The sequence below is a fragment of the Streptomyces alkaliterrae genome, assembly GCF_007097205.2.
Lineage (GTDB): Bacteria > Actinomycetota > Actinomycetes > Streptomycetales > Streptomycetaceae > Streptomyces > Streptomyces alkaliterrae.
Genome location: NZ_VJYK02000084.1, coordinates 1 through 19,245, shown reverse-complemented (window position 1 = coordinate 19,245; position 19,245 = coordinate 1). Strand labels below are relative to the sequence as shown.

Annotated in this window: 20 protein-coding genes and 1 pseudogene; 14 read left to right on the top strand and 7 right to left on the bottom strand. The window is 70.7% G+C overall.

Going from position 1 to position 19,245, the window contains the following annotated elements:
- Positions 1 to 262: pseudogene (locus FNX44_RS10635) on the bottom strand (hypothetical protein); the annotation flags it as partial.
- Between the two features lie 132 nt (positions 263 to 394).
- Between FNX44_RS10635 and FNX44_RS10630 the strand changes: the two are divergent.
- Positions 395 to 1,228 (top strand): helix-turn-helix domain-containing protein, encoded by an 834-nt coding sequence (locus FNX44_RS10630; RefSeq protein WP_143647788.1) that lies wholly within the window; start codon positions 395 to 397, stop codon positions 1,226 to 1,228.
- Positions 1,225 to 1,452, top strand: a complete 228-nt coding sequence (locus FNX44_RS10625) for a DUF397 domain-containing protein (protein ID WP_173019150.1) — start codon at positions 1,225 to 1,227, stop codon at positions 1,450 to 1,452. The genes FNX44_RS10630 and FNX44_RS10625 overlap by 4 nt, the downstream gene beginning before the upstream one ends.
- A 61-nt stretch (positions 1,453 to 1,513) precedes the next feature.
- Here the strand turns inward: FNX44_RS10625 and FNX44_RS10620 are convergent, their stop codons facing one another.
- Positions 1,514 to 2,260 (bottom strand): phosphotransferase family protein, encoded by a 747-nt coding sequence (locus tag FNX44_RS10620; RefSeq protein WP_143647786.1) that lies wholly within the window; start codon positions 2,258 to 2,260, stop codon positions 1,514 to 1,516.
- A gap of 235 nt (positions 2,261 to 2,495) precedes the next feature.
- Here FNX44_RS10620 and FNX44_RS10615 point away from each other — a divergent pair, with 235 nt between their 5' ends.
- On the top strand, positions 2,496 to 2,969 hold the full coding sequence (locus FNX44_RS10615; protein WP_228449806.1) for a GNAT family N-acetyltransferase: 474 nt from the start codon (positions 2,496 to 2,498) through the stop codon (positions 2,967 to 2,969).
- Positions 2,970 to 3,045: 76 nt separating this feature from the next.
- On the opposite strand, the gene FNX44_RS10610 is transcribed toward FNX44_RS10615, so the two are convergent.
- Positions 3,046 to 4,326: an MFS transporter gene (locus FNX44_RS10610; protein ID WP_143647785.1), complete on the bottom strand. Its 1,281-nt coding sequence runs from the start codon at positions 4,324 to 4,326 to the stop codon at positions 3,046 to 3,048.
- Positions 4,327 to 4,532: 206 nt separating this feature from the next.
- On the opposite strand from FNX44_RS10610, the gene FNX44_RS10605 reads away from it, so the two are divergent.
- The 3 genes from FNX44_RS10605 to FNX44_RS10595 all read left to right on the top strand — a co-directional run bounded on the left by FNX44_RS10605 (position 4,533) and on the right by FNX44_RS10595 (position 5,486).
- Positions 4,533 to 4,943: a VOC family protein gene (locus tag FNX44_RS10605; RefSeq protein ID WP_143647784.1), complete on the top strand. Its 411-nt coding sequence runs from the start codon at positions 4,533 to 4,535 to the stop codon at positions 4,941 to 4,943.
- Between the two features lie 106 nt (positions 4,944 to 5,049).
- Positions 5,050 to 5,265 (top strand): type II toxin-antitoxin system HicB family antitoxin, encoded by a 216-nt coding sequence (locus FNX44_RS10600; RefSeq protein ID WP_143647783.1) that lies wholly within the window; start codon positions 5,050 to 5,052, stop codon positions 5,263 to 5,265.
- Positions 5,262 to 5,486 (top strand): type II toxin-antitoxin system HicA family toxin, encoded by a 225-nt coding sequence (locus FNX44_RS10595; RefSeq protein WP_143647782.1) that lies wholly within the window; start codon positions 5,262 to 5,264, stop codon positions 5,484 to 5,486. Before FNX44_RS10600 ends, FNX44_RS10595 begins: the two co-directional genes overlap by 4 nt.
- A 113-nt stretch (positions 5,487 to 5,599) precedes the next feature.
- Here the strand turns inward: FNX44_RS10595 and FNX44_RS10590 are convergent, their stop codons facing one another.
- Complete coding sequence (locus FNX44_RS10590) at positions 5,600 to 5,860, bottom strand: helix-turn-helix domain-containing protein (RefSeq protein WP_143647781.1); 261 nt, start codon at positions 5,858 to 5,860, stop codon at positions 5,600 to 5,602.
- A 311-nt stretch (positions 5,861 to 6,171) separates the two neighbouring features.
- Between FNX44_RS10590 and FNX44_RS10585 the strand changes: the two genes are divergently transcribed.
- From FNX44_RS10585 to FNX44_RS10555, 7 genes are all read left to right on the top strand, one after another.
- On the top strand, positions 6,172 to 7,509 hold the full coding sequence (locus FNX44_RS10585; protein ID WP_323369205.1) for an ABC transporter substrate-binding protein: 1,338 nt from the start codon (positions 6,172 to 6,174) through the stop codon (positions 7,507 to 7,509).
- Positions 7,506 to 8,429, top strand: a complete 924-nt coding sequence (locus tag FNX44_RS10580) for a carbohydrate ABC transporter permease (protein WP_143647780.1) — start codon at positions 7,506 to 7,508, stop codon at positions 8,427 to 8,429. The genes FNX44_RS10585 and FNX44_RS10580 overlap by 4 nt, the downstream gene beginning before the upstream one ends.
- Positions 8,426 to 9,247, top strand: coding sequence for a carbohydrate ABC transporter permease (locus tag FNX44_RS10575; RefSeq protein WP_143647779.1), 822 nt, complete (start codon positions 8,426 to 8,428; stop codon positions 9,245 to 9,247). The genes FNX44_RS10580 and FNX44_RS10575 overlap by 4 nt, the downstream gene beginning before the upstream one ends.
- Positions 9,248 to 9,443: 196 nt before the next feature.
- Entirely contained in the window at positions 9,444 to 10,073 is a 630-nt protein-coding gene (locus FNX44_RS10570; RefSeq protein ID WP_228449803.1) for a helix-turn-helix domain-containing protein, read from the top strand.
- A 185-nt stretch (positions 10,074 to 10,258) separates the two neighbouring features.
- The gene (locus FNX44_RS10565; RefSeq protein ID WP_143647777.1) at positions 10,259 to 11,905 is read left to right on the top strand and encodes an SLC13 family permease; all 1,647 of its coding nucleotides are present in this window, start codon (positions 10,259 to 10,261) and stop codon (positions 11,903 to 11,905) included.
- 80 nt (positions 11,906 to 11,985) lie between these two features.
- Complete coding sequence (locus FNX44_RS10560; protein ID WP_143647776.1) at positions 11,986 to 13,611, top strand: sensor histidine kinase; 1,626 nt, start codon at positions 11,986 to 11,988, stop codon at positions 13,609 to 13,611.
- Positions 13,608 to 14,291, top strand: a complete 684-nt coding sequence (locus FNX44_RS10555; RefSeq protein WP_143647775.1) for a response regulator — start codon at positions 13,608 to 13,610, stop codon at positions 14,289 to 14,291. The genes FNX44_RS10560 and FNX44_RS10555 overlap by 4 nt, the downstream gene beginning before the upstream one ends.
- A gap of 65 nt (positions 14,292 to 14,356) precedes the next feature.
- Here the strand turns inward: FNX44_RS10555 and FNX44_RS10550 are convergent, their stop codons facing one another.
- The 3 genes from FNX44_RS10550 to FNX44_RS10540 all read right to left on the bottom strand — a co-directional run bounded on the left by FNX44_RS10550 (position 14,357) and on the right by FNX44_RS10540 (position 18,088).
- Positions 14,357 to 15,172, bottom strand: a complete 816-nt coding sequence (locus FNX44_RS10550) for a 3-oxoacyl-ACP reductase (protein WP_143647774.1) — start codon at positions 15,170 to 15,172, stop codon at positions 14,357 to 14,359.
- On the bottom strand, positions 15,169 to 16,587 hold the full coding sequence (locus FNX44_RS10545; RefSeq protein ID WP_143647773.1) for an aldehyde dehydrogenase family protein: 1,419 nt from the start codon (positions 16,585 to 16,587) through the stop codon (positions 15,169 to 15,171). The genes FNX44_RS10550 and FNX44_RS10545 overlap by 4 nt, the downstream gene beginning before the upstream one ends.
- Before the next feature lie 133 nt (positions 16,588 to 16,720).
- A complete protein-coding gene (locus FNX44_RS10540; RefSeq protein ID WP_143647772.1) occupies positions 16,721 to 18,088 on the bottom strand; it encodes a glutamine synthetase family protein in 1,368 nt (455 codons plus the stop codon).
- Positions 18,089 to 18,229: 141 nt separating this feature from the next.
- Between FNX44_RS10540 and FNX44_RS10535 the strand changes: the two genes are divergently transcribed.
- Positions 18,230 to 19,006: a FadR/GntR family transcriptional regulator gene (locus FNX44_RS10535; protein ID WP_143647771.1), complete on the top strand. Its 777-nt coding sequence runs from the start codon at positions 18,230 to 18,232 to the stop codon at positions 19,004 to 19,006.
- The last annotated feature ends 239 nt before the right edge of the window (positions 19,007 to 19,245 follow it).

Below are 19,245 nucleotides of genomic sequence, written 5' to 3'. Positions count from 1 at the left end.
CCCCGGCCGGCCACCGCCGCCTCCCCGTGCTCTGCGGCGGCACCAGGAAGTACGTCACCGCCCGCTCCCCACCACCGTCCAGCTCCCGCTCGAAGATGATCGGCCCCGGCTCGCCACCGGTGAGCCGCCCCAACTGGACGGCCGCGTTCCGCCCGTACTCACCGCCGACCCGCACGGCGTCGAAGTAGATCCCCGCCAGCCGGAGTTGGTACCCGTGCAGCGGCACCCACGGCAGCCCGGGCGCGTGATTCTCGAAGTTCATGCCTCCACTGTCAGTGGCGACGCCTACCGTGTGTAGTGATTCCAACGCGACGGGCGATTCCCTCAACGCCCGTCGAACGACCATTGAGGCCGCTTGAGGCCCGTTGAACCGGTTTGAGGAGGGTGCACACCCATGACCCGGGCGAACAGATCCGCCTCCCCCACGTTCCAGTACTGCGCCGAGATGGTCCGCAAGCTACGGGAGGCCAGAGGCTGGTCACAGGAGGAACTCGGCCGCCGAGCGGGCTACACCGGCGCCGCGATCAGCGCCCTGGAGACCCTGAAGCAACCCCCGACCGAGGTCATGCTCGCCAAGCTAGATCAGGTGTTCTTCGACGGGCAGGGCATCTTCACGCTGGCCGGCAAGTTCCTCGCCCTCGACCACCTACCGTCGTTCTTCAAGGACTATGCCCTGATCGAACAGGACGCCCTGACGATCTCGTCCTACCAGCCCTTCACGATGGATGGCGTCTTCCAGACCGAGCAGTACGCAAGGGCCATCATCGGAGGCGCATACCCGGCGCTTACCGAGGAAGAGATCAACGCGTACGTCAATGGCCGCTTGGCGCGTGCGGCCCTCTTCGACCGCAAGAACCCGATCCCCCACATCGATCTGATCCTCGAAGAGGCAGTGTTGCGAAGGCAGTTCGGCACCCGCGAGGCGATGGCGCTCCAGCTCCTGCACCTGCTGGAGCTGTCCAAGCGCCCCAACGTCTGCGTACAGATTCTCCGGATGGACCAGGGGCAGACCGGCGAACACGCAGGCGTTGATGGGCCGATGAAGCTACTCGAGAAGTCCGACCACAAGCAGGTCGTCTACCTGGAGGTGCAGCGCCGGGGCCTGCTCATCTCGCAGCCCGAGGAGGTCTCCGAGATGGCACAGCGCCATATGATGCTGAGAGCACAGGCATTGAACCGTTACGAGTCGCGAAACTTCATCGAGAAGGTGGCAGCGGAATGGCAATGAGCGAGAAGATCCGGCCCCGCGCGTTGAAGCAGTGTCCTTCCTCCACTCTGAACTGGAGGAAGTCGACCTACAGCCTCGACCAAGGCGGCGACTGCGTCGAGGTGGCGAAGCCCAGCGGTGACCACGTCCCGGTGGTTCACGTCCGGGACTCGAAGGCGACCGACGGCCCGATACTCCGCTTCCCGCCCACCGCGTGGACGGCGTTCCTCTCAGCGACCGTCTGAGGGTCGAGGCGGCGGCCCAGGCGTCAGAAACGCACAATGCAGCGGTCGTACTCGCAGAGCCTCACATCCGGGATTTCAGTACGTCGACCTCGCAGCCGGGCGCGAACGGGTCGAAGCCGTGCTCGCTCAGCCAGCGAACCGCCAGCAGGCTTCGCAACGACCACCAAGCGTGGATCACGTCCAGGTTGACGTCGGCGCCATAGCCCGCGAGGACGTCGTCCAGCCGCTCTTCGTGTCCGAGCGTGAAGGTGGCGAGGTCGTACAGGGGGTCGCCCTGGCCAGCCTCGGACCAGTCGATGATGCCCGTGACCTCATCGCCGTCGACGAAGACGTGCGCGATCTGGAGGTCGCCGTGCGTGAACGCCGGAGTCCACGGTCGGAACGCGGCCTCGGCGACCTGGCGGTTACGGGTGACCAGGTCGGCAGGTAGGAGGCCGTTCCTCACGAGTAGTTCGCACTCGTCATCGAGTTCCGCCGCCAGCGCGACGACGCTCCGACCGGCCCTGCCGGGCCAGGGTGGCAGCGGCGCGTCATGCAGCTTCCGGATCGCCGCGCCCGCCGCGGCCCATGCCGCCCACGACCCGTCCGACGGTCCGCCGAGGCGCCCAAGCGTCGCCCCTGGGACCGCGGCGATCGCGAGCACAGGCGGCTTGCGCCACAAGACCTTCGGGGTCGGGACCGGCGCGAGGGTCATCGCCTCGACCTCGACGTCGACACGCGCCTGGTCGGCGTCCACCTTCAGAAAGACGTCGCCGACGCGCAGGGTCGCGCGCTCGGAATGGGCGACCACGACCTCGACCTCATCCATAGCGACCAGTATCCGGGAAGTGATCGCCGAAGTCGCCGAGTTATCGCACGCGGTGACGCGGCTGACCGAGTCCCACTACTTCGCTCGACCGTGGCAAACTCGTTCGCCGCCTCCAGCCGACACACGGAACGGGTTCGCCGTGAGCCATCACCTCTCACCCTCCAAAGAGCGTCGCGGGACAACCGGTCCCGGCACTGCCGGGAGTGCGGCGCCCAGGGTCGCCGGGGAGGAGGACCTGGGCGGGATACTCGCGCTCGCGGCGCAGGTGGAGCACTGGTTCGGACCGATGGTCGAGGAGCCCGGCTTTCAGAAGGCCGTCCGCGCGCACCTGCGCGCCGGTACGGCGCTGATCGCCGACGGCGGCGCGGCGGCGGACGCCCCGCGCGGGGCGCTGCTCTTCGATGCCTCGCCGCCGACCTACCACGTCGACTGGCTGGTCGTCTCGGAGGAGGCGCGCGGTCGGGGCGTGGGTCGGGCGCTGCTGGAGGACGCGTACGCGCGCTTCGTGCGCGCGCCCGGCACGGTGGAGGTGGTGACGTTCGGCGCCGACCACCCCGGCGCCGTCGCCAGCAACGCCCGCGTCTTCTACGAACGCCTCGGCTTCACCCCGGCCGAACTCACGACCCCCGGTCCCGAAGGCGGCTCCCGCCAACTCTACCGGCGTCCTGTCTCCGGGCCCCTGCCCGGCAGCGCGCAGAGAGGAGGTTGAGCCCCGGGTCACTGCTGCACGAATCCTTCCGGGGTGGCCGGTCGAGCGTGCGGGTCTGCGCTCGGCGCGCTGTGGACTACGCGGCGGGGGTTCTGCCTGGCGCGGCGTTCCCCGGATCGGCCGTCTCGTCGCTCCAGGAGGGCCAGAAGCGGAGTAGGCAGAGCAGAGAGACGGCGGAGGCCAGGCCGAGGAACAGCAGGACTGCCGTGCTGCCCGCCGCCCGCTGCACCAGGGGGATCAGGAGCGGGGCGGCGAGAATCGGGAGGCCGCTCATCAGGTTGAACAGGCCTTCGGCCCGGCCGACGACCTCCGACGGCAGGTACTTGACGATGATCATGGCGGTGACGGCGGTCATGGCCGACCGCAGCGTGAAGAAGGCGACCATGCAGACCACAAATGCCGCAGGGGACGGCAGCGCCATGAGGAACAGCGCGGCCGTCATGACGATCGCGGAGAGAGCCAGCACGGCACGGGGGCGGGGCCGGGCCCGCGCCGCGATGTAGACGCTGCCGACCAGCGCACCGATGTTGGCGACGGCCTGCGCGGTGCTCACCCCGCTCGCGGACATGTCCCAGTGGTCACGCAGGTACCAGACCATGAAGGAGAGCACGCCCACACCACTGACGAAGTGCAGTGGCAGTGAAGTGAGCTGCACGTACAACACCCGCTTCTCGGCGCGGACGATGCGCCAGCCGTGCAGGATGTCGCGGCCGAGGCCCGGCCGGCGCCCGGACTCGGCGTCGCGCGGGACGCGTTCCTTCGCCGGTGGGTGAACGCCCAGCAGCCAGACGACGATCGGGGCGAGGAAGGAAGCGGCGTTGAACCACAGCAGCCCGAGGTAGCCGACGGTGCCGACGCCGACCGCGACCAAGAGGGGGCCAACGATGTTGGACGTAACGAACAGGCTGCTGAGGACCGCCCGGGATCGGGCGGCACTGCGCGGGAACATCGTCGGCACTCCGGCTATCCACCCGGCCCGGTACATCTCGCCGCCGAGCTGCACCAGCGCAGCCAGGCAGAACAGCACCGTGGCGGAGGGGAGCCCGCCCAGTACGGAAACGTTCAGCGCGACCGCGCCGACGACTTGGAGCAGCAGGCCGGGAACGACAAAGACCCGAGGCCCCCAGCGATCCACGATCGCCCCCAGCCAGGGGCTGAGCAGCAGCACTGCCGGTGACAGCGCGGCGAGAAGCGACATGGTCGCGAGCGAACCGGTGAGCTCGTAGACGAACAGCGGGAGGCCCACCTTGTAGGCCGCCTCCCCGAGGTTGTTGACGAGGTTGCCGGTGGCGAAGACGACAAAGCGCCGGTCCCGCCAAGGGGCCGTGGACTGCGCCTCGTTGGTTCGCTGGGTCATCCGCAGCCTGCCTCTCAGCCCGCCGTCACGTCGTCACGCCTCCGTGTGTATCGGGCCGACCGGCGCAGCGGCGAGCGGTTTTCCGGGCAGCCGAATCTTCCTGGCCAAGGCGCACTCCTGGCGACTACAGTCCGTCAGGACATCGCGTGTCGGTCGCCGGCTGGGCGAGGCATGGAGGTGTCGGGACATGCCTTCGGAGGCATTCCTTGCCAGTTGAGTTGAACCACACGATCGTCCACTCCCGGGACAACCGGGAATCCGCCGAGTTTCTCACCGAACTGCTCGGCCTTGAGATCGCCGGGGAAGCAGGGCACTTCGTCGCCGTCGCTCTGAGCAACGGCGTGACGCTGGACTTCGCGACGGTTCCGGCGGACAAGATCAGCCCGCAGCACTACGCGTTCCTGGTCTCCGAGGAGGAGTTCGACGCCGCGTACGCGCGCATCAGGGAGCGCGGCATCGAGCACTACGCGGACCCGGGTAGGACACAGCCGAACGCGATCAACCACAACGACGGCGGTCGAGGCGTGTACTTCATCGACCCCTCGGGCCACTACATGGAGCTCCTGACCGTCCCCTACGGCGGCCGGCCGGCTTCCCGGAAGCACGCCGAGAGCTAATAGGTCCCCGAGAGTGCCGGCCCCGCTTGGGGCCGGCACCGAGCTGGCTGGACACGAGTGAGGAGAAGCGGAGCCTGAGAGGAGCGGCGCGTGCCAAACTTGCAGCATGGCTGACGCACTGCACCTGACCGCCGCGATCACTCACGAGGGCGAGTGGTACGTGGCTCGCTGCCTCCAAGTCGAGGTCACGTCTCAAGGCGCGACCATCGAAGAGTCTCTTGAGAACCTTCGTGAGGCACTGGAACTCTATTTCGAGGACGCCCCTGCTCCCGAAGTCACCGACGTGATCACCGCGCCTGTCGAAATTCGGCGGGTCGCATGAGTCCCGCCGTCCCGATGGGGCTGTCCGGAGCAGTCGTCACCAAGGCTCTGGAGCGCGGTGGATTCGAGCATGTCTCAACTCGCGGTAGCCATGCGAAGTACCGCCGCGCGGAACGGACCGTCATCGTGCCGCTTCACCGGAACCTCGCAGCCGGCACGCTACGCTCCATCCTTCGCCAGGCTGGCTGGACCGTTGACGATCTCGAGGAGCATCTGAGGTAGCACATCGAGCAAGAAGCGCCCCGATGGCTCGGCCGCCGCTGGAAGCCTTAGCGAATTCCTAGCGCCGTGGTGCGCCTGACCGGCGGAAAGGCGAGACCATGGGGCAGGGACCCCTACGCCGAGAGCTGGTCGCTCATTGCTTCGTTGAGGCGGCAGAGGAGGTGGAGGCTGGGGGTGGCGTCGCCGCGTTCGATGCGGTCGATGTCGGCCTCCTCAAGACCCGCGCGGTGCGCCAACTCCGCCTGGGACCAGGCGAGTTGGGTCCTCCGGTCGTACACGGCCTGGCCGAACGCGGTCGGGCAGTCGTGCTGGTTGGGGACCTTGCCGACCACGGCCGCCTTGGGGCCGCGCCAGCTGCGGAATGCCTTGTTCATGGCACCACGGAATCCTTATGTGAGGAGTGAACCGGGTTCACTGTCCGCCCTTCCTACCCGGCAGTCAAGCCAGGTCCCCCGGAGCGTGGCGGGCGCCTGAACCCCTGAGCCGCCGCTACCCGGAGCATTCCCGTTCGGGGGCCGCCTCACCCGCAGGCGGCATTGACCGTGGGTGGCCGGGCCCGTACGTTCCGAGCAGGTCAGGAACTCAGGGTGACCGACTCCGTACGGCTCGGGGTCGGCGATGTCCCAGGAGGTCGCCAGTGCGCCCCACCGCCGAGCGAGCCCCGTTCCGCGCGACTCGCGTCCGCGTGGCCGTTGTCACGCTGTCAGCCCTGCTGGCGGGGTTGCTGAGTGCCTGTGGTGGCTCGGGGAGTGATCCGGACACGGTCCGGGTGTCCTTCAAGCAGTCCATGGACAACAACGTGAAGATCATGGACGAGCACCTGGCGCGGGTGAAGAAGCAGTTCGAGGAGGAGCACCGGGGCAAGAAGGTGGAGCTGGTGCCGATCAAGGCGCCGGACGCGGACTACTACACCAAGGTCCAGCAGCTCATGCGCTCGCCGAAGACGGCGCCGGACCTGGTCTACGAGGACACGTTCCTGATCAACGCGGACATCACCGCCGGTCTGCTGCGCCCGCTGGACGACTACCTGGCCGACTGGGCGGACTGGGCGCGCTACGAGGACAGCGCGAAGGCTGCGGCGCGCGGGCAGGACGGGAAGGTGTACGGCGTGCCGGACGGCACGGACACCCGGGGCCTGTGGTTCAACAAGGAGGTCTTCGCTAAGGCCGGTCTGCCGGCCGACTGGCGGCCGAAGGACTGGGACGAGCTGCTGGCGGCGGCCAGGACGGTCAAGCGGCGGGTCCCGGACGTCATCCCGCTGAACGTCTTCACCGGGAAGGGCGCGGGCGAGGCCGCGACGATGCAGGGCTTCGAGATGCTGCTGTACGGGACGGGCGCCGATCCCCTGTACGACCCGAAGCGCGAGAAGTGGGTGACGGGCTCGAAGGGGTTCCGGGACGCGCTGGAGTTCGTCCGCACGGTGTACGCGGAGGGCCTGGGGCCGAAGGCGTCGGACGCGCTGGACCCGAACGTGGCGACGCGGGTGCCGGGCGAGTGGCTGCCGGAGGGGCGGCTGGCGATCGCGTTGGACGGTTCGTGGCTGGGGAACAACTGGGTGCGGGGCGGCGGGACGCCGTGGCCGGAGTGGCACGAGGTGCTGGGGCAGGCGCCGATGCCGACGCAGCACGGGCAGCCGCCGGGCCGGGTCAGCATGTCCGGCGGGTGGACGTGGGCGATCCCGGCGAAGGCCGGGAACCCCGATCTGGCCTGGGAGTTCGTGAAGGTGCTCAGCACCAGGGAGAACTCCGTGGACTTCCACGTGGCCAACGCCGGTATCGCGGTCCGGGGCGACGTCGCCGCCGATCCGAGGTATCGGCGGTCGATGCCGGGGGTGGAGTTCTTCACCGGGCTGGTGGAGGTCACGCACTACCGGCCGGCGCTGCCGGTGTACCCGCAGGTCTCGACGGCGATCCAGGAGGCGATGGAGGCGGTGACGACCGGGGACGCGTCGGCGGACCGGGCGGCCCGCACGTACGACGCCCGGGTGCGGAGCATCACCGGCGGGGCGGTCACCGGGCCGTGAGCGCCCCGACGACAACGGTTCGCGTCGACAAGCGGTCCGCCCCGGCGCCGCGCGCCGGGGTGCGGCGCAGGGCGGTGGCCCGGTGGTTGCCGCTCGGGCCGGCGACGGCGTTGCTGCTGCTGTTCCTCGCCGGGCCGATCGTCTACTGCGTGGTGATCGCGTTCACCGACGCGCAGTTGTCGGGGCAGGAGTCGGCGTCGTTTGTAGGGCTGGAGAACTTCCGGCGGGCGTTCGCGGACGAGGGTTTCCGGAACGCGGTGTGGCTGACGCTGGTGTTCACGGTGCTGTCGTCGATTCTCGGGCAGAACGTGCTGGGGCTGGGTCTTGCCGTGCTGATGCGGCGGGCGTCGCGGCCGGTGCGGTCGCTGACGGGTGCGGTGGTGGTGACGGCGTGGGTGGTGCCGGAGGTGGTGGCCGGTTTCCTGTTGTACGCGTTCTTCCGGGAGGAGGGCACGCTCAACGCGATCACCGGGTTTCTGGGTCTGCCGGGTCAGAACTGGCTGTTCACGCTGCCCATCCTGGCGGTGTCGTTCGCGAACGTGTGGCGGGGCACGGCGTTCTCGATGCTGGTCTACTCGGCCGCTCTGTCGGAGATCCCGGACGAGTTGCGGGAGTCGGCGCAGTTGGACGGGGCGGGGCCGGTGCGACGGCTGTGGTTTGTCACGCTGCCGCTGATCAGGCGGGCGATCGGCACGAACCTGCTGCTGAACACCCTCCAGACGCTGTCCGTCTTCGGACTGATCTGGGCGATGACGCGGGGTGGTCCCGGCAACCGGAGTCAGACGCTGCCGCTGTACATGTACGAGCAGGCGTTCCGCAACAGCCTGATCGGTTACGGCACGGCGGTGGCGCTGGTGCTGCTGCTGGTCGGCGGGCTGTTCGCGGCCGTGTATCTGCGGCTGCTGCGCGAGGAGGTGTGAGGGGCGTGCGGCGGGGGCGTGCGGCGGACGTGGCGTTGTTGCTGGTGGCCGGTGCGTTCCTGCTGCCGTTGGCCTGGCTGGTGTCGGCGTCCGTGGACGGGCGGGCCGATCTGCGGGCGAGTCCGCCGCGCGAGCCGACGCTGGAGAACTACCGTGCGGTACTCACCGAGGAGATCACCTTCACTCCGATGGCCAACAGTCTGCTGCTGTGCGGCGGCGCCACGCTGGTCACGGTGTGCTGCGCGGCGCTGGCCGCGTATCCGCTGTCCCGGTACCGGTCCCGGATGACGCGACCGTATCTGCTGACGATCCTGTTCGCGACGAGCCTGCCGATCACGGCGATCATGGTGCCGGTGTACGGGCTGTTCGTGCGGGTGGAGCTGGTCGACACGCTGTGGGGTACGGCGCTGTTCCTGGCGACGGCGCAGCTGCCGATCGCGGTGTGGCTGATGAAGAGCTTCATGGACGGGGTGCCGCGTGCGCTGGAGGAGGCGGCGTGGACGGACGGCGCCTCGCCGACGCAGTCACTGGTCCGGGTGGTGCTGCCGCTGATGGCGCCGGGTGTGCTGGTGGTGACGGTGTTCTCGTTCGTGACGATGTGGGGGAACTTCTTCGTCCCGTTCATGCTGCTGCTCACGCCGGAGAACATGCCGGCGTCGGTGAGCGTGTTCACCTTCTTCGGCAACACGGGCAGCGTGCTGTACGGGCAACTCGCCGCGTTCTCCATGCTGTACTCGACGCCGGCGGTGCTGCTGTACGTGTTGGTGTCCCGCCGGATCGGGACGGGTTTCACGCTCGGTGGCGGGGTGAAGGGTTGAGGGGGCCGGCAGGGCCTTCCATGGTGACGGTACGCATCAGTTGGTCTGTAACTACAAGGCGGACACCGGGATCTCGACTTGCTTTCGAAGGAACGTACCGTGGGTCGGCCGACGAATCCCTCCCTACCGTAGGTGGATGCACGCAAGACCGCCTTTTGACGCCACCGCCGCGCGAAGGCTGAGAGAAGCCCTCGGGATGACCCCTGCTCATGTCGCCTACGGCATGTTCGCCGCCTACGGGGTGCGGGTCTCCCCGACCACGGTCGCGGCGTGGGAGCAGCAGGAGGAGGCCCCCGGCGAGGACGAGATCGCCGCGCTCGCCGGTGCCCTGTGGTGCGCGCCCTCGGACCTGCTCGGCACCCCGCGCACGCTGCGCGAGCACCGGATGGCGGCCGGCGTTCCGCTGGCCGACGTGGCGATCAAGGTCGGGATACCCGTCGCCCAGTACGAGGAGGTGGAACGCACCGGCAGGTGGACCGGCAACGACCGGCAGGCGGCCGTCCTCGCCGACCTGCTGCGGCTGCCGCCGCGCACCCATCTGGAGCTCACCGGCCGCGACGCGCGGCTGCGGGAGATGCTGCGCAGCGCGGCGAGCGTGCGCTGGCAGGCGTACGTCCGGCCGGTGTGCAAGCTGCTGCCCGCCGTGCCGCAGCCGAACGTGGAGCGGGTGCTCGAGCGGCTGAACGACGAGTTCCACAAGCGCAGCTTCGCCTCTCTGAGCTGGATCGACACCTCCTCGGAGGCCGCCAATGGTTCCGTCGACGCCGGGCACCGCTATCTCGCGGATGTCGTCGAGCACTTCTGGGAGCTGCTGGAAGCGCTCTGAGCAGCCGTCCGCACCCGCCCGAGCCCGGCCCGTTTCCCGCGACCGTTAAGAACAAAACCCCGGCGGGGTTCCGTCCCGCCGCACGCTCGTCGAACATCCCCGTTACGGCGGAACGAACGCCGTGTTTCGGCAGGTGGCGCGGCCACCGCCGACCGGCGGACAGCGAGGGCGAAGGGAAGACGGTCATGTCGACGGAGACAGAGCGGCGCGAGGAGCGCGAGGAGCGCGGCGCCCCCGACCAGGGGGACGGAAGAGGCGGCTACGCCGCCCGCGAGGAGGGAGGCGGCCCGGACGTACCGGCTACGCCGTCCGGCGTGCGACGCGTCTGGCTCGGGCGGCTGCTCGCCCCGGTGCTGGCGGTGCTGACGTACTTCCTGCTGCCCGGCGACGACCCGGCGCTGTCGAACGCGGCGCGCACCACGGCGGCGGTGGCCGTGCTGGTGGCGGTGTGGTGGATGACGGAGGCGCTGCCGCTGCCGGTGACGTCGCTGGTGCCGATCGTCGCCTTCCCGTTCCTCGGGGTGCTGCCGATCGGGGACGCCACCGCGCCCTACGCCAGTCCGACGGTCTTCCTCTTCCTCGGCGGTTTTGTCATCGCGCTGGCGATGCAGAAGTGGAACCTGCACCGGCGGATCGCGCTGCTGGTGATGCGGGCGATCGGCACCAAGCCGAAGCAGCTGATCCTCGGCGTCATGATCGCCACGGGTTTCCTGAGCATGTGGGTGAGCAACACGGCGACGACGCTGATGATGCTGCCGATCGGCGTCAGCGTGCTCGCCCTGGTCATCGGCAAGCGCACCGGGGTGGACCCGGCGAAGGCCGAGGGGCCCGTCTCGGAGCTGGCGGAGGACAAGGACACCCGGAACTTCGCCACCTGCCTGATGCTGGCCATCGCCTACGCGGCGACCATCGGCGGTCTGGCCACCCTCATCGGCAGCCCGCCGAACCTGATCATGAAGGGCTTCGTCGAGCAGAACTACGACACCACGATCAGCTTCGCCGCCTGGATGAAGGTCGGCGTGCCGCTGGCGGTCGTGTTCCTGCTGGTGGCCTGGTTGCTGCTGACCCGGGTGATCTACCCGACCGGGCTGAAGGACGTCGTCGGCGGCAAGGAGGTCATCCAGCAGGAGATCGACAAGCTGGGCCGGATGTCCCGGGGTGAGTGGAACGTACTGGCGGTGTTCACGCTCGCGGCGCTGCTGTGGGTGTTCAAGGAGCCGCTGAGCGGCTGGTCGGCGCTGACGACCGTGCTGCCGTTCATGGCGAACCTGTCCGACGAGGCCGTGGCCATCGCCGCCGTGGTGGCGCTGTTCCTGATCCCGGTCGCCGCCCGGCGCGGTGAGATGACGATGGACTGGCGGACCGCGCAGTCCGGCGTGCCGTGGGGCGTGCTGCTGCTGTTCGGCGGCGGTCTGAGCCTGGCGAAGGGGGTGCAGGAGACCAAGCTGAGCGAGTGGATCGGCACCAAGATGGGCGGGCTCGAGGCGCTGCCGACGGTGCTGCTGATCGCGGTGGTCTGCCTGATCATCCTGGCGCTCACCGAGCTGACCAGCAACACCGCGACCGCCTCGACGTTCCTGCCGGTGCTCGGCGGTGTCGCGATCGGTATCGGCATCGACCCGCTGCTGCTGCTCGCGCCGGCCGCGCTCGCCGCGACGTGCAGCTTCATGCTGCCGGTCGGCACCCCGCCGAACGCGATCGTCTTCGGTTCCGGGCACGTGACCATGGGCCAGATGATCAGGGGCGGTATCTGGCTGAATCTTGTCGGCGTGCTACTGATCACCGCGGCGATCATGCTGCTCGGCGGCTGGGCGCTCGGCGTCCGGTTCTGAGCGGGCCGACTGGCGCGTGCGGCGCTCCGGGGCGGCGGCCCCGGAGCGCCGCACGCGTGGAGACCTGTGACAATCAGGCCATGCGCACGAGGCTCAGCCTGGCGCGGCAACTGTTTCTGCTGCAACTGGTGGTGATCGCGCTCCTGGTCGGGTCCGGAGCGCTGCTCGTGGTGGGCGAGGCCCGCCGCGACACCCAGGCCGACGCCGAACACCGCGCGACCACCCTGGCCACGGCGCTCGCCGAACTGCCCGAGGTGCGGGCGGCGTTCGCCGAGGACGACCCCGGCGTCACGCTCCAACCGATGGCCGAATCCGTACGGCGGGCGACCGGCACCGACTTCATCGTCTTCATGGCGACCGACCGCACCCGCTACTCCCACCCCAACCCCGATCGCGTCGGTGAGCGCTTCCTGGGCACGATCGAGCCCGCGCTGGCGGGCGGCCGGGTGGTCGAGACGTACAAGGGCACGCTCGGCCCGTCGGCGCGCGTCGTGGTACCCGTACGGGCCGACGGCGGCCGGGTGCGCGGGCTGCTGGCGGTCGGCATCCTCCAGGAGCAGATCGGGGCAGAGCTGCGCCGCAGGCTGCCGCCGGTGGCGGGCGTCTCGGCCGCCGCGCTGGTGGCCGCCGCGGCCGGCTCCTGGCTGATCAGCCGACGGCTGCGACGCCAGACGCTGGGGCTGGGCGCCGCCGAGATCACCCGGCTGTACGAGAGCCACGACGCGGTGCTGCGCAACGTGCACGAGGGCCTGCTGATCGTCGACCCGCGGGGCCGGCTCACCCTCGCCAACCACGAGGGCCGGCGGCTGCTGGCGCTGCCCGAGCACCCCGAGGACCGGCCGGTGGCCGAACTCGGCGTCGGCGAACCGCTCGCCGGGATGCTCACCTCGGGCGAGCCCGTACGGGACCGGCTGTGCGTGTACGGGGACCGGGTGCTGGTCGTCAACCAGGAGCGCATCGTGCGCTACGGCCGCACGCTCGGCACGGTGACGACACTGCGCGACCACACCGACATCGAGGCGCTGGCCGGCGAGCTGGACTCGGTGCGCGGCTTCGCGGAGGCGCTGCGCTCGCAGGCGCACGAGTCCGCGAACCGGCTGCACACCGTCGTCACGATGATCGAACTGGGGAATCCGGAGCGGGCGGTGGAGTTCGCGACGGTCGAGCTGGCGAGCGCGCAGCAGCTCGCCGACCGGCTCACCGACGAGGTGGAGGAACCCGCGCTGGCGGCGCTGCTGCTCGGCAAGGCGGCGCAGGCGGCCGAGAAGGGCATCGAGTTGACCGTCACCGAGGAGACCGCGGTCACCGCCGTCGACGAGCCCGCGTTCGCCGCTCGCGACCTGGTGACGCTGGTAGGCAACCTGGTCGACAACGCGATCGACGCCGCGCTGGCCGGCGAGCCGCCGAGGCGGGTGTCGGTCACCGCCCGCACCGAGCCGGACGGCACGCTGCTGGTGCGCGTCGGCGACTCCGGGCGGGGTGTCGACAGCGCGCACCTGGAGGCGATCTTCGACCGCGGCTGGTCCACGAAGCGGCCGGCGGAGTCCGACCGGGGCGGCGGGCGCGGGCTGGGGCTCGCGCTCGTGCGGCAGGTCATCAACCGCTACGACGGCGAGGTGGCGGTGACCTCCGGCGAGGACGGCGGGGCGGTGTTCACCGTGCGGCTGCGTCCAAGAGCGCACGACAAACGGGGCGGTGTCTCGTGATCCGCACGCTGGTGGTGGAGGACGATCCCCGGATCGCCGACGCGCACGTCCAGTTCACCGACCGGGTGGCGGGCTTCGCCGCCGTGGGCGCGGTGCACCGGGGCGCCGACGCGCTGGACTTCGTCGACCGCGAGCCCGTCGACCTGCTGCTGCTGGACTTCTACCTGCCGGACATGAGCGGACTCGAGGTCTGCCGGGGGCTGCGGGCGCGCGGCCATCTCACCGACGTGATCGCCGTGACGTCGGCGCGGGACGTGGAGATCGTGCGCTCGGTGGTCGCGCTGGGCGTGGTGCAGTACCTGCTCAAACCGTTCACGTTCGCGGCCTTCCGGGACCGGCTGGAACGTTACGCCGCCTACCGGCGGGAGTTGGGGCCGACAGAGGGCGCCACGGGGCAGCAGGACGTGGACCGGGCGCTGGCCGCGCTGCGCGGAGGCGGCGGGGCGACTCCGCCGCCGCCCAAGGGCATGAGCGGCGAGACGCTGGAGGCGGTGGTGGTACTGCTGCGCTCGGAGTCCGGCGGCGAGGGCCTGTCGGCGAGCCGCGTCGGCGAACTCACCGGCACCTCCCGGGTGACGGCACGCCGCTACCTGGAGCACCTGGCCGACTCCGGCCTCGTCGAGCGCCGCCCCCGCCGCGGCGGCCAGGGCCGCCCGGAACTCCGCTACCGCTGGCGGTAAGACCACACGTGCGGTAGCGGAGTGCCGGGCGGCGTCGGGTGACGCGCCCGGCCGTGCGGCGCGGGTCAGAGGGGGGTGACGTAGGCGTTGGCGATGCCGCCGTCGACGAGGAACTCGGTCGCGTTGACAAAGGACGCGTCGTCGCTGGCGAGGAAGGCGACGGCGGCTGCCATCTCCTCCGGCTCGGCGAACCGGCCGACGGGCACGTGCACCAGGCGGCGGGCCGCCCGTTCCGGGTCCTTGGCGAACAGCTCCTTCAGCAGCGGGGTGTTGACCGGCCCGGGGCACAGCGCGTTGACGCGGATGCCCTCGCGGGCGAACTGGACGCCCAGTTCGCGGGAGAGGGCGAGCACCCCGCCCTTGGACGCCGTGTAGCTGATCTGCGAGGTGGCCGCGCCCATGACGGCGACGAAGGACGCGGTGTTGATGATCGAGCCCCGGCCCTGACGGCGCATGTAGGGCAGGGCCGCTTTGCAGCAGAGGTAGACGGAGGTGAGGTTGACCTCCTGGACGCGCCGCCAGGCGTCCAGCCCGGTGGTGAGGATGGAGTCGTCGTCGGGCGGCGAGATGCCGGCGTTGTTGAACGCGATGTCCACCGAGCCGTACGTGTCGTTCGCGGCTTCGAACAGCGCCTCGACCTGCTCGCCGTCGACCACGTCGACCTTGACGAAGAGCCCTCCGACCTCGTCGGCGGCGGCCTTGCCGGCGGCCTCGTCGATGTCGGCGCAGACGACGTTCGCGCCTTCGGCGGCGAGTCGGCGTACGGTCGCCAGGCCGATGCCGCTGCCGGCGCCGGTGACGACCGCGGTACGGCCGACGAGGCGGCGGCAGACGGGGGCCGCGGAGTCGGGCGCCTCGGTGGGGATGGCGGGCTGGGTCACTGGTCGTCCTCCTCGGTGCTGATGAACACGTTCTTGGTCTCGGTGAAGGCGGCGAGCGCGTCGGGGCCCAGCTCCCGGCCGAGGCCGGACTGCTTGTAGCCGCCGAACGGCGTCCAGTAGCGGACGCTGCTGTGCGAGTTGACGGAGAGGTTGCCGGCGGCGACCGCGCCGGAGACCCGCAGGGCGCGCCCGACGTCCCGGGTCCACAACGAGCCGGACAAGCCGTACGTACCGGTGTTGGCGAGGCGCACCGCCTCCGCCTCGTCCGCGAAGGGGAGGACGACGGCGACCGGGCCGAAGACCTCCTCCACCGCGACGCGGTCCTCCGGTCGGCCCTCCAGGACCGTCGCCGGGTACCAGAAGCCCTTGCCGGCGGGCGCCTCGCCGCGGATGGCGACCCGGGCGTCGTCGGGGACGTAGGACCGCACCCGCTCCCGCTGGGCGGCGGAGATCAGCGGCCCCATGTCGGTGCCGGGGTCCGCCGGGTCGCCGGCCCGCCAGGCGCGGACGGCGGGTTCCAGCAGTTCCAGGAAGCGGTCGTAGACCTCGCGCTGGACGAGGATGCGGCTGCGGGCGCAGCAGTCCTGGCCGGTGTTGTCCAGGAAGGAGCCGGGCGCGGCGGCCGCCGCCTTCGCCAGGTCGGCGTCCGCGAAGACGATGTTCGGGCTCTTGCCGCCGAGTTCGAGGGTGAGGCGCTTCACCGTGGTGGCGCATTTGGCCATGATCTGCTTGCCGACGGCGGTGGAGCCGGTGAAGACGACCTTCGCCACGCCCTCGTGCTCCACCAGCGCGTTGCCGGCGACCGGGCCGGCCCCGGGCAGGACCTGGAACAGCCCCTCGGGGAGGCCTGCGGCCAGGCCGAGTTCGGCCAGCCGCAGGGCGGTCAGCGGCGTGGTCTCGGCCGGCTTGAGGAGTACGGCGTTCCCCGCGGCGAGCGCCGGGGCGGCGCCCCAGGAGGCGATCGGCATGGGGAAGTTCCACGGGGCGATGACCGCGACGACACCCATGGGTTCCTGGCGGGTGATGTTCCAGCCGCCGGCGACCGGGATCTGCCGACCGGTCAGCCGCTCCACGCCGCCGGCCGCGTAGGCGAAGAGGTCGCGGGCGTTGCCGGCCTCCCAGCGGGCGTTGCCGATCGGGTGGCCGGCCTCGGCGACCTCCAACCGGGCCAGCTCCTCCACGTGTTCGTCGATGACGTCCGCGAAGCGGCGCAGCAGCCGGGCGCGGTCGCCGGGGGCGACGGCGGCCCAGGACCGCTGGGCGTCGGCCGCGCGGCGTACGGCGGCGTCCACCTCCTCCGGGGTGGTGGCGGGGACGGTGGCGACGACCTCCTCCGTCGCCGGGTTCAGGACGTCGTGTGTGGTGGGCGCCCCGGGCCCTGGGGGCGCGGGGGACGTGGGGTCGGTGTGCGACACGTGCGGCTTCCTTCACTCGCGCGCGGGGTACCTGCCCGCGCGGGACGGCGGCTTCTCGACTGCGGCTTCTCGGCTGCGGCTGGGACTGCGACTTCTCGGCTGCGGCTGGGACGGCGGCTCCGCGCGCGCCGCGCTACATCCGCTCGAAGGAGCGGTACCGCTCCCAGTCGGTCACGGCGGAGTCGTAGGCGTCCAGCTCCACCCGGGCCATGTTGAGGTAGTGCTCGACTACCTCCTCGCCGAACGCGGCGCGGGCGATCGGCGAGGCCGCCCACAGGTCGGCCGCCTCCCGGAGGGTGGTCGGGACGTGCTGGGCGTCGCCGGTGTAGGCGTTGCCGGTGCACGCCTCGGGCAGTTCCAGCTTGTGTTCGACTCCGTACAGCCCGGCGGCCACCATGGCGGCGACCGCGAGGTAGGGGTTCACGTCCCCGCCGGGGAGGCGGTTCTCGAAACGGTGGGAGGGGCCGTGGCCGATGACGCGCAGCGCGCAGGTGCGGTTGTCCGGCCCCCAGGCGACGGCGGTGGGCGCGAAGGAGCCGGGCCGGAAGCGCTTGTAGGAGTTGATGTTCGGCGCGTACAACAGGGTGAAGTCGCGCAGTGCGGCGAGTTGTCCGGCCAGGAAGTGCCGCATCAGCGCGGACATGCCCAGGTCGTTCTTGTCGTCGGCGAGTACGGGATGGCCGGCCTCGTCGCGCAGCGAGAGGTGGATGTGGCAGGAGTTGCCCTCGCGTTCGTCGAACTTGGCCATGAAGGTGAGCGCCATGCCCTCCTGCGCGGCGATCGCCTTGGCTCCGGTCTTGTAGACGGAGTGCTGGTCGCAGGTGGTCAGCGCCTCGTCGTAGCGGAAGGCGATCTCGTGCTGGCCGAGGTTGCACTCGCCCTTGGCGGACTCGACGGTCATCCCGGCGGCGGCCATCTCGTTGCGGATGCGCCGCAGCAGCGGTTCCACCCGGCCGGTGCCCAGGACGGAGTAGTCGACGTTGTACTGGTTGGCCGGGTTCAGCTCGCGGTAGCCGCGCGCCCAGGCGTCCTCGTAGGTGTCCTTGAAGACCATGAACTCCAGCTCGGTGCCGACGTAGGCGGTCCACCCGTGTTCGGCGAGCCGGTCGAGCTGGCCGCGCAGGATCTGCCGCGGGGAGGCGACGACGGGGCTGCCGTCGTGCCAGGCGAGGTCGGCGACCAGCAGCGCCGTGCCGGGCTCCCACGGGGTGCGGCGCAGGGTGGCGGCGTCGCCGTGCATGGCGAAGTCGCCGTAGCCGCGCTCCCAGGAGGACATCCGGTAGCCGTCGACGGTGTTGAGATCGACGTCGACCGCGAGGAGGTAGTTGCAGCCCTCGGTTCCGTGGTCCAGTACCTCGTCGAGGAAGAACCGCGCGGCGAAGCGCTTGCCCTGGAGGCGTCCCTGCATGTCGGTGAAGGCGAGGACGACGGTGTCGATCTCCCCTGCCTCCACGAGGTCGGTGAGTTCGTCGACGGCGAGCGGGGGCGTGCGATCAGCCACGGGGGTGCCTCCTGGCGTCCTGGCGTCGGTCGGGCTCCCGGGGGAAGCCGCACGGCGCGTACGGTCAGCGCACGGCCGGGGCGGCCCCGCACCGGATGCCATAAGGTATGCGGAGAAACCTTTGATTGGGAAGAGGTTCCGATGAACGAGGTGCGGGACGCTCCGGAGGAGGCGCGGGAGGCCGACCGGGACGGGGCGATCGACCGGCTCGCGCCGATACTCAGGCCGGTGCGGGCCGGCAACGGCTTCGAGGAGGCACTGGAGCAGATACTCCAGGTCCTCCGGCTGGGCCTGGTGCCGGCCGGTGAACGCCTGCCGGCCGAACGCGAGTTGGCCGACCGGCTCGGGTTGAGCCGGGTGACCCTGCGCGAGGTGCTGAAGGTGCTGCACGAGCAGGGTCTGGTGGAGAGCCGGCGCGGCCGCTACGGCGGGACCTTCGTCCGGCAGCGCCCGCCGGAGACCAGCGGCGGGAGCATCGCGGAGGAGCTGCGGCGCCGCGTGGCCGCGGTGGACCTGGAGGACACCCTCCGCTTCCGGGAGGTGCTGGAGGTCGGCGCGGCCGAGCTGTGCGCGACGCACGGCCTGACCGGGGAGCAGGCACAGCGGCTGCGGGCCGCCCTGGCCGGGACCCAGAACGCGCCACTGGCGGAGTACCGGCGGCTGGACACGCTGCTGCACCTGACCGTGGCCGAGCTGTCCGGTTCGCCCTCGCTGGCCGCCCAGTACGCGGCCGTCCGGGCGACCGTCAACGACCTGCTGGACTGCATCCCACTGCTGGTCCGCAACCTGGAGCACTCCCAGCGTCAGCACGAGGCGCTGGTGGAGGCCGTACTGGAGGGCGACGCGGACGGGGCGCGGGAGATCGCCCGCGAGCACTGCGCGGGCTCGGCGGCGCTGCTGCGCGGCTTCCTCAGCTGACCGGACGCGAGCACCACGCACGCACGGGGCCGGTCGACAGGTCCACCGGAGTAGCCCTCGTTTACCAATCGTTGACAACCGACGTCTTGCGCACCGCCCATCGGCGGGTAAAAGGTGTGTCCCCAAACCTTTGAAGCAAGGTAGGGAGCAGCTCATGGCCGAAGGCACCGGCGCACGCGTCTCGGACACCTCACCCGCCCCGCCGGGCGGCGCCCCGGCGGGGCGGGTGAGGTGTCCGA

What these genes read in the sequence shown, in the direction of transcription:
- FNX44_RS10565 (WP_143647777.1), top strand. Translation starts at nt 10,259, where the DNA reads ATGTCGACGGAGACAGAGCGGCGCGAGGAGCGCGAGGAGCGCGGCGCC.
- FNX44_RS10610 (WP_143647785.1), bottom strand. Translation starts at nt 4,326, where the DNA reads ATGACCCAGCGAACCAACGAGGCGCAGTCCACGGCCCCTTGGCGGGAC.
- FNX44_RS10560 (WP_143647776.1), top strand. Translation starts at nt 11,986, where the DNA reads ATGCGCACGAGGCTCAGCCTGGCGCGGCAACTGTTTCTGCTGCAACTG.
- FNX44_RS10600 (WP_143647783.1), top strand. Translation starts at nt 5,050, where the DNA reads ATGGCTGACGCACTGCACCTGACCGCCGCGATCACTCACGAGGGCGAG.
- FNX44_RS10590 (WP_143647781.1), bottom strand. Translation starts at nt 5,860, where the DNA reads ATGAACAAGGCATTCCGCAGCTGGCGCGGCCCCAAGGCGGCCGTGGTC.
- FNX44_RS10570 (WP_228449803.1), top strand. Translation starts at nt 9,444, where the DNA reads ATGACCCCTGCTCATGTCGCCTACGGCATGTTCGCCGCCTACGGGGTG.
- FNX44_RS10630 (WP_143647788.1), top strand. Translation starts at nt 395, where the DNA reads ATGACCCGGGCGAACAGATCCGCCTCCCCCACGTTCCAGTACTGCGCC.
- FNX44_RS10625 (WP_173019150.1), top strand. Translation starts at nt 1,225, where the DNA reads ATGAGCGAGAAGATCCGGCCCCGCGCGTTGAAGCAGTGTCCTTCCTCC.
- FNX44_RS10595 (WP_143647782.1), top strand. Translation starts at nt 5,262, where the DNA reads ATGAGTCCCGCCGTCCCGATGGGGCTGTCCGGAGCAGTCGTCACCAAG.
- FNX44_RS10535 (WP_143647771.1), top strand. Translation starts at nt 18,230, where the DNA reads ATGAACGAGGTGCGGGACGCTCCGGAGGAGGCGCGGGAGGCCGACCGG.
- FNX44_RS10620 (WP_143647786.1), bottom strand. Translation starts at nt 2,260, where the DNA reads ATGGATGAGGTCGAGGTCGTGGTCGCCCATTCCGAGCGCGCGACCCTG.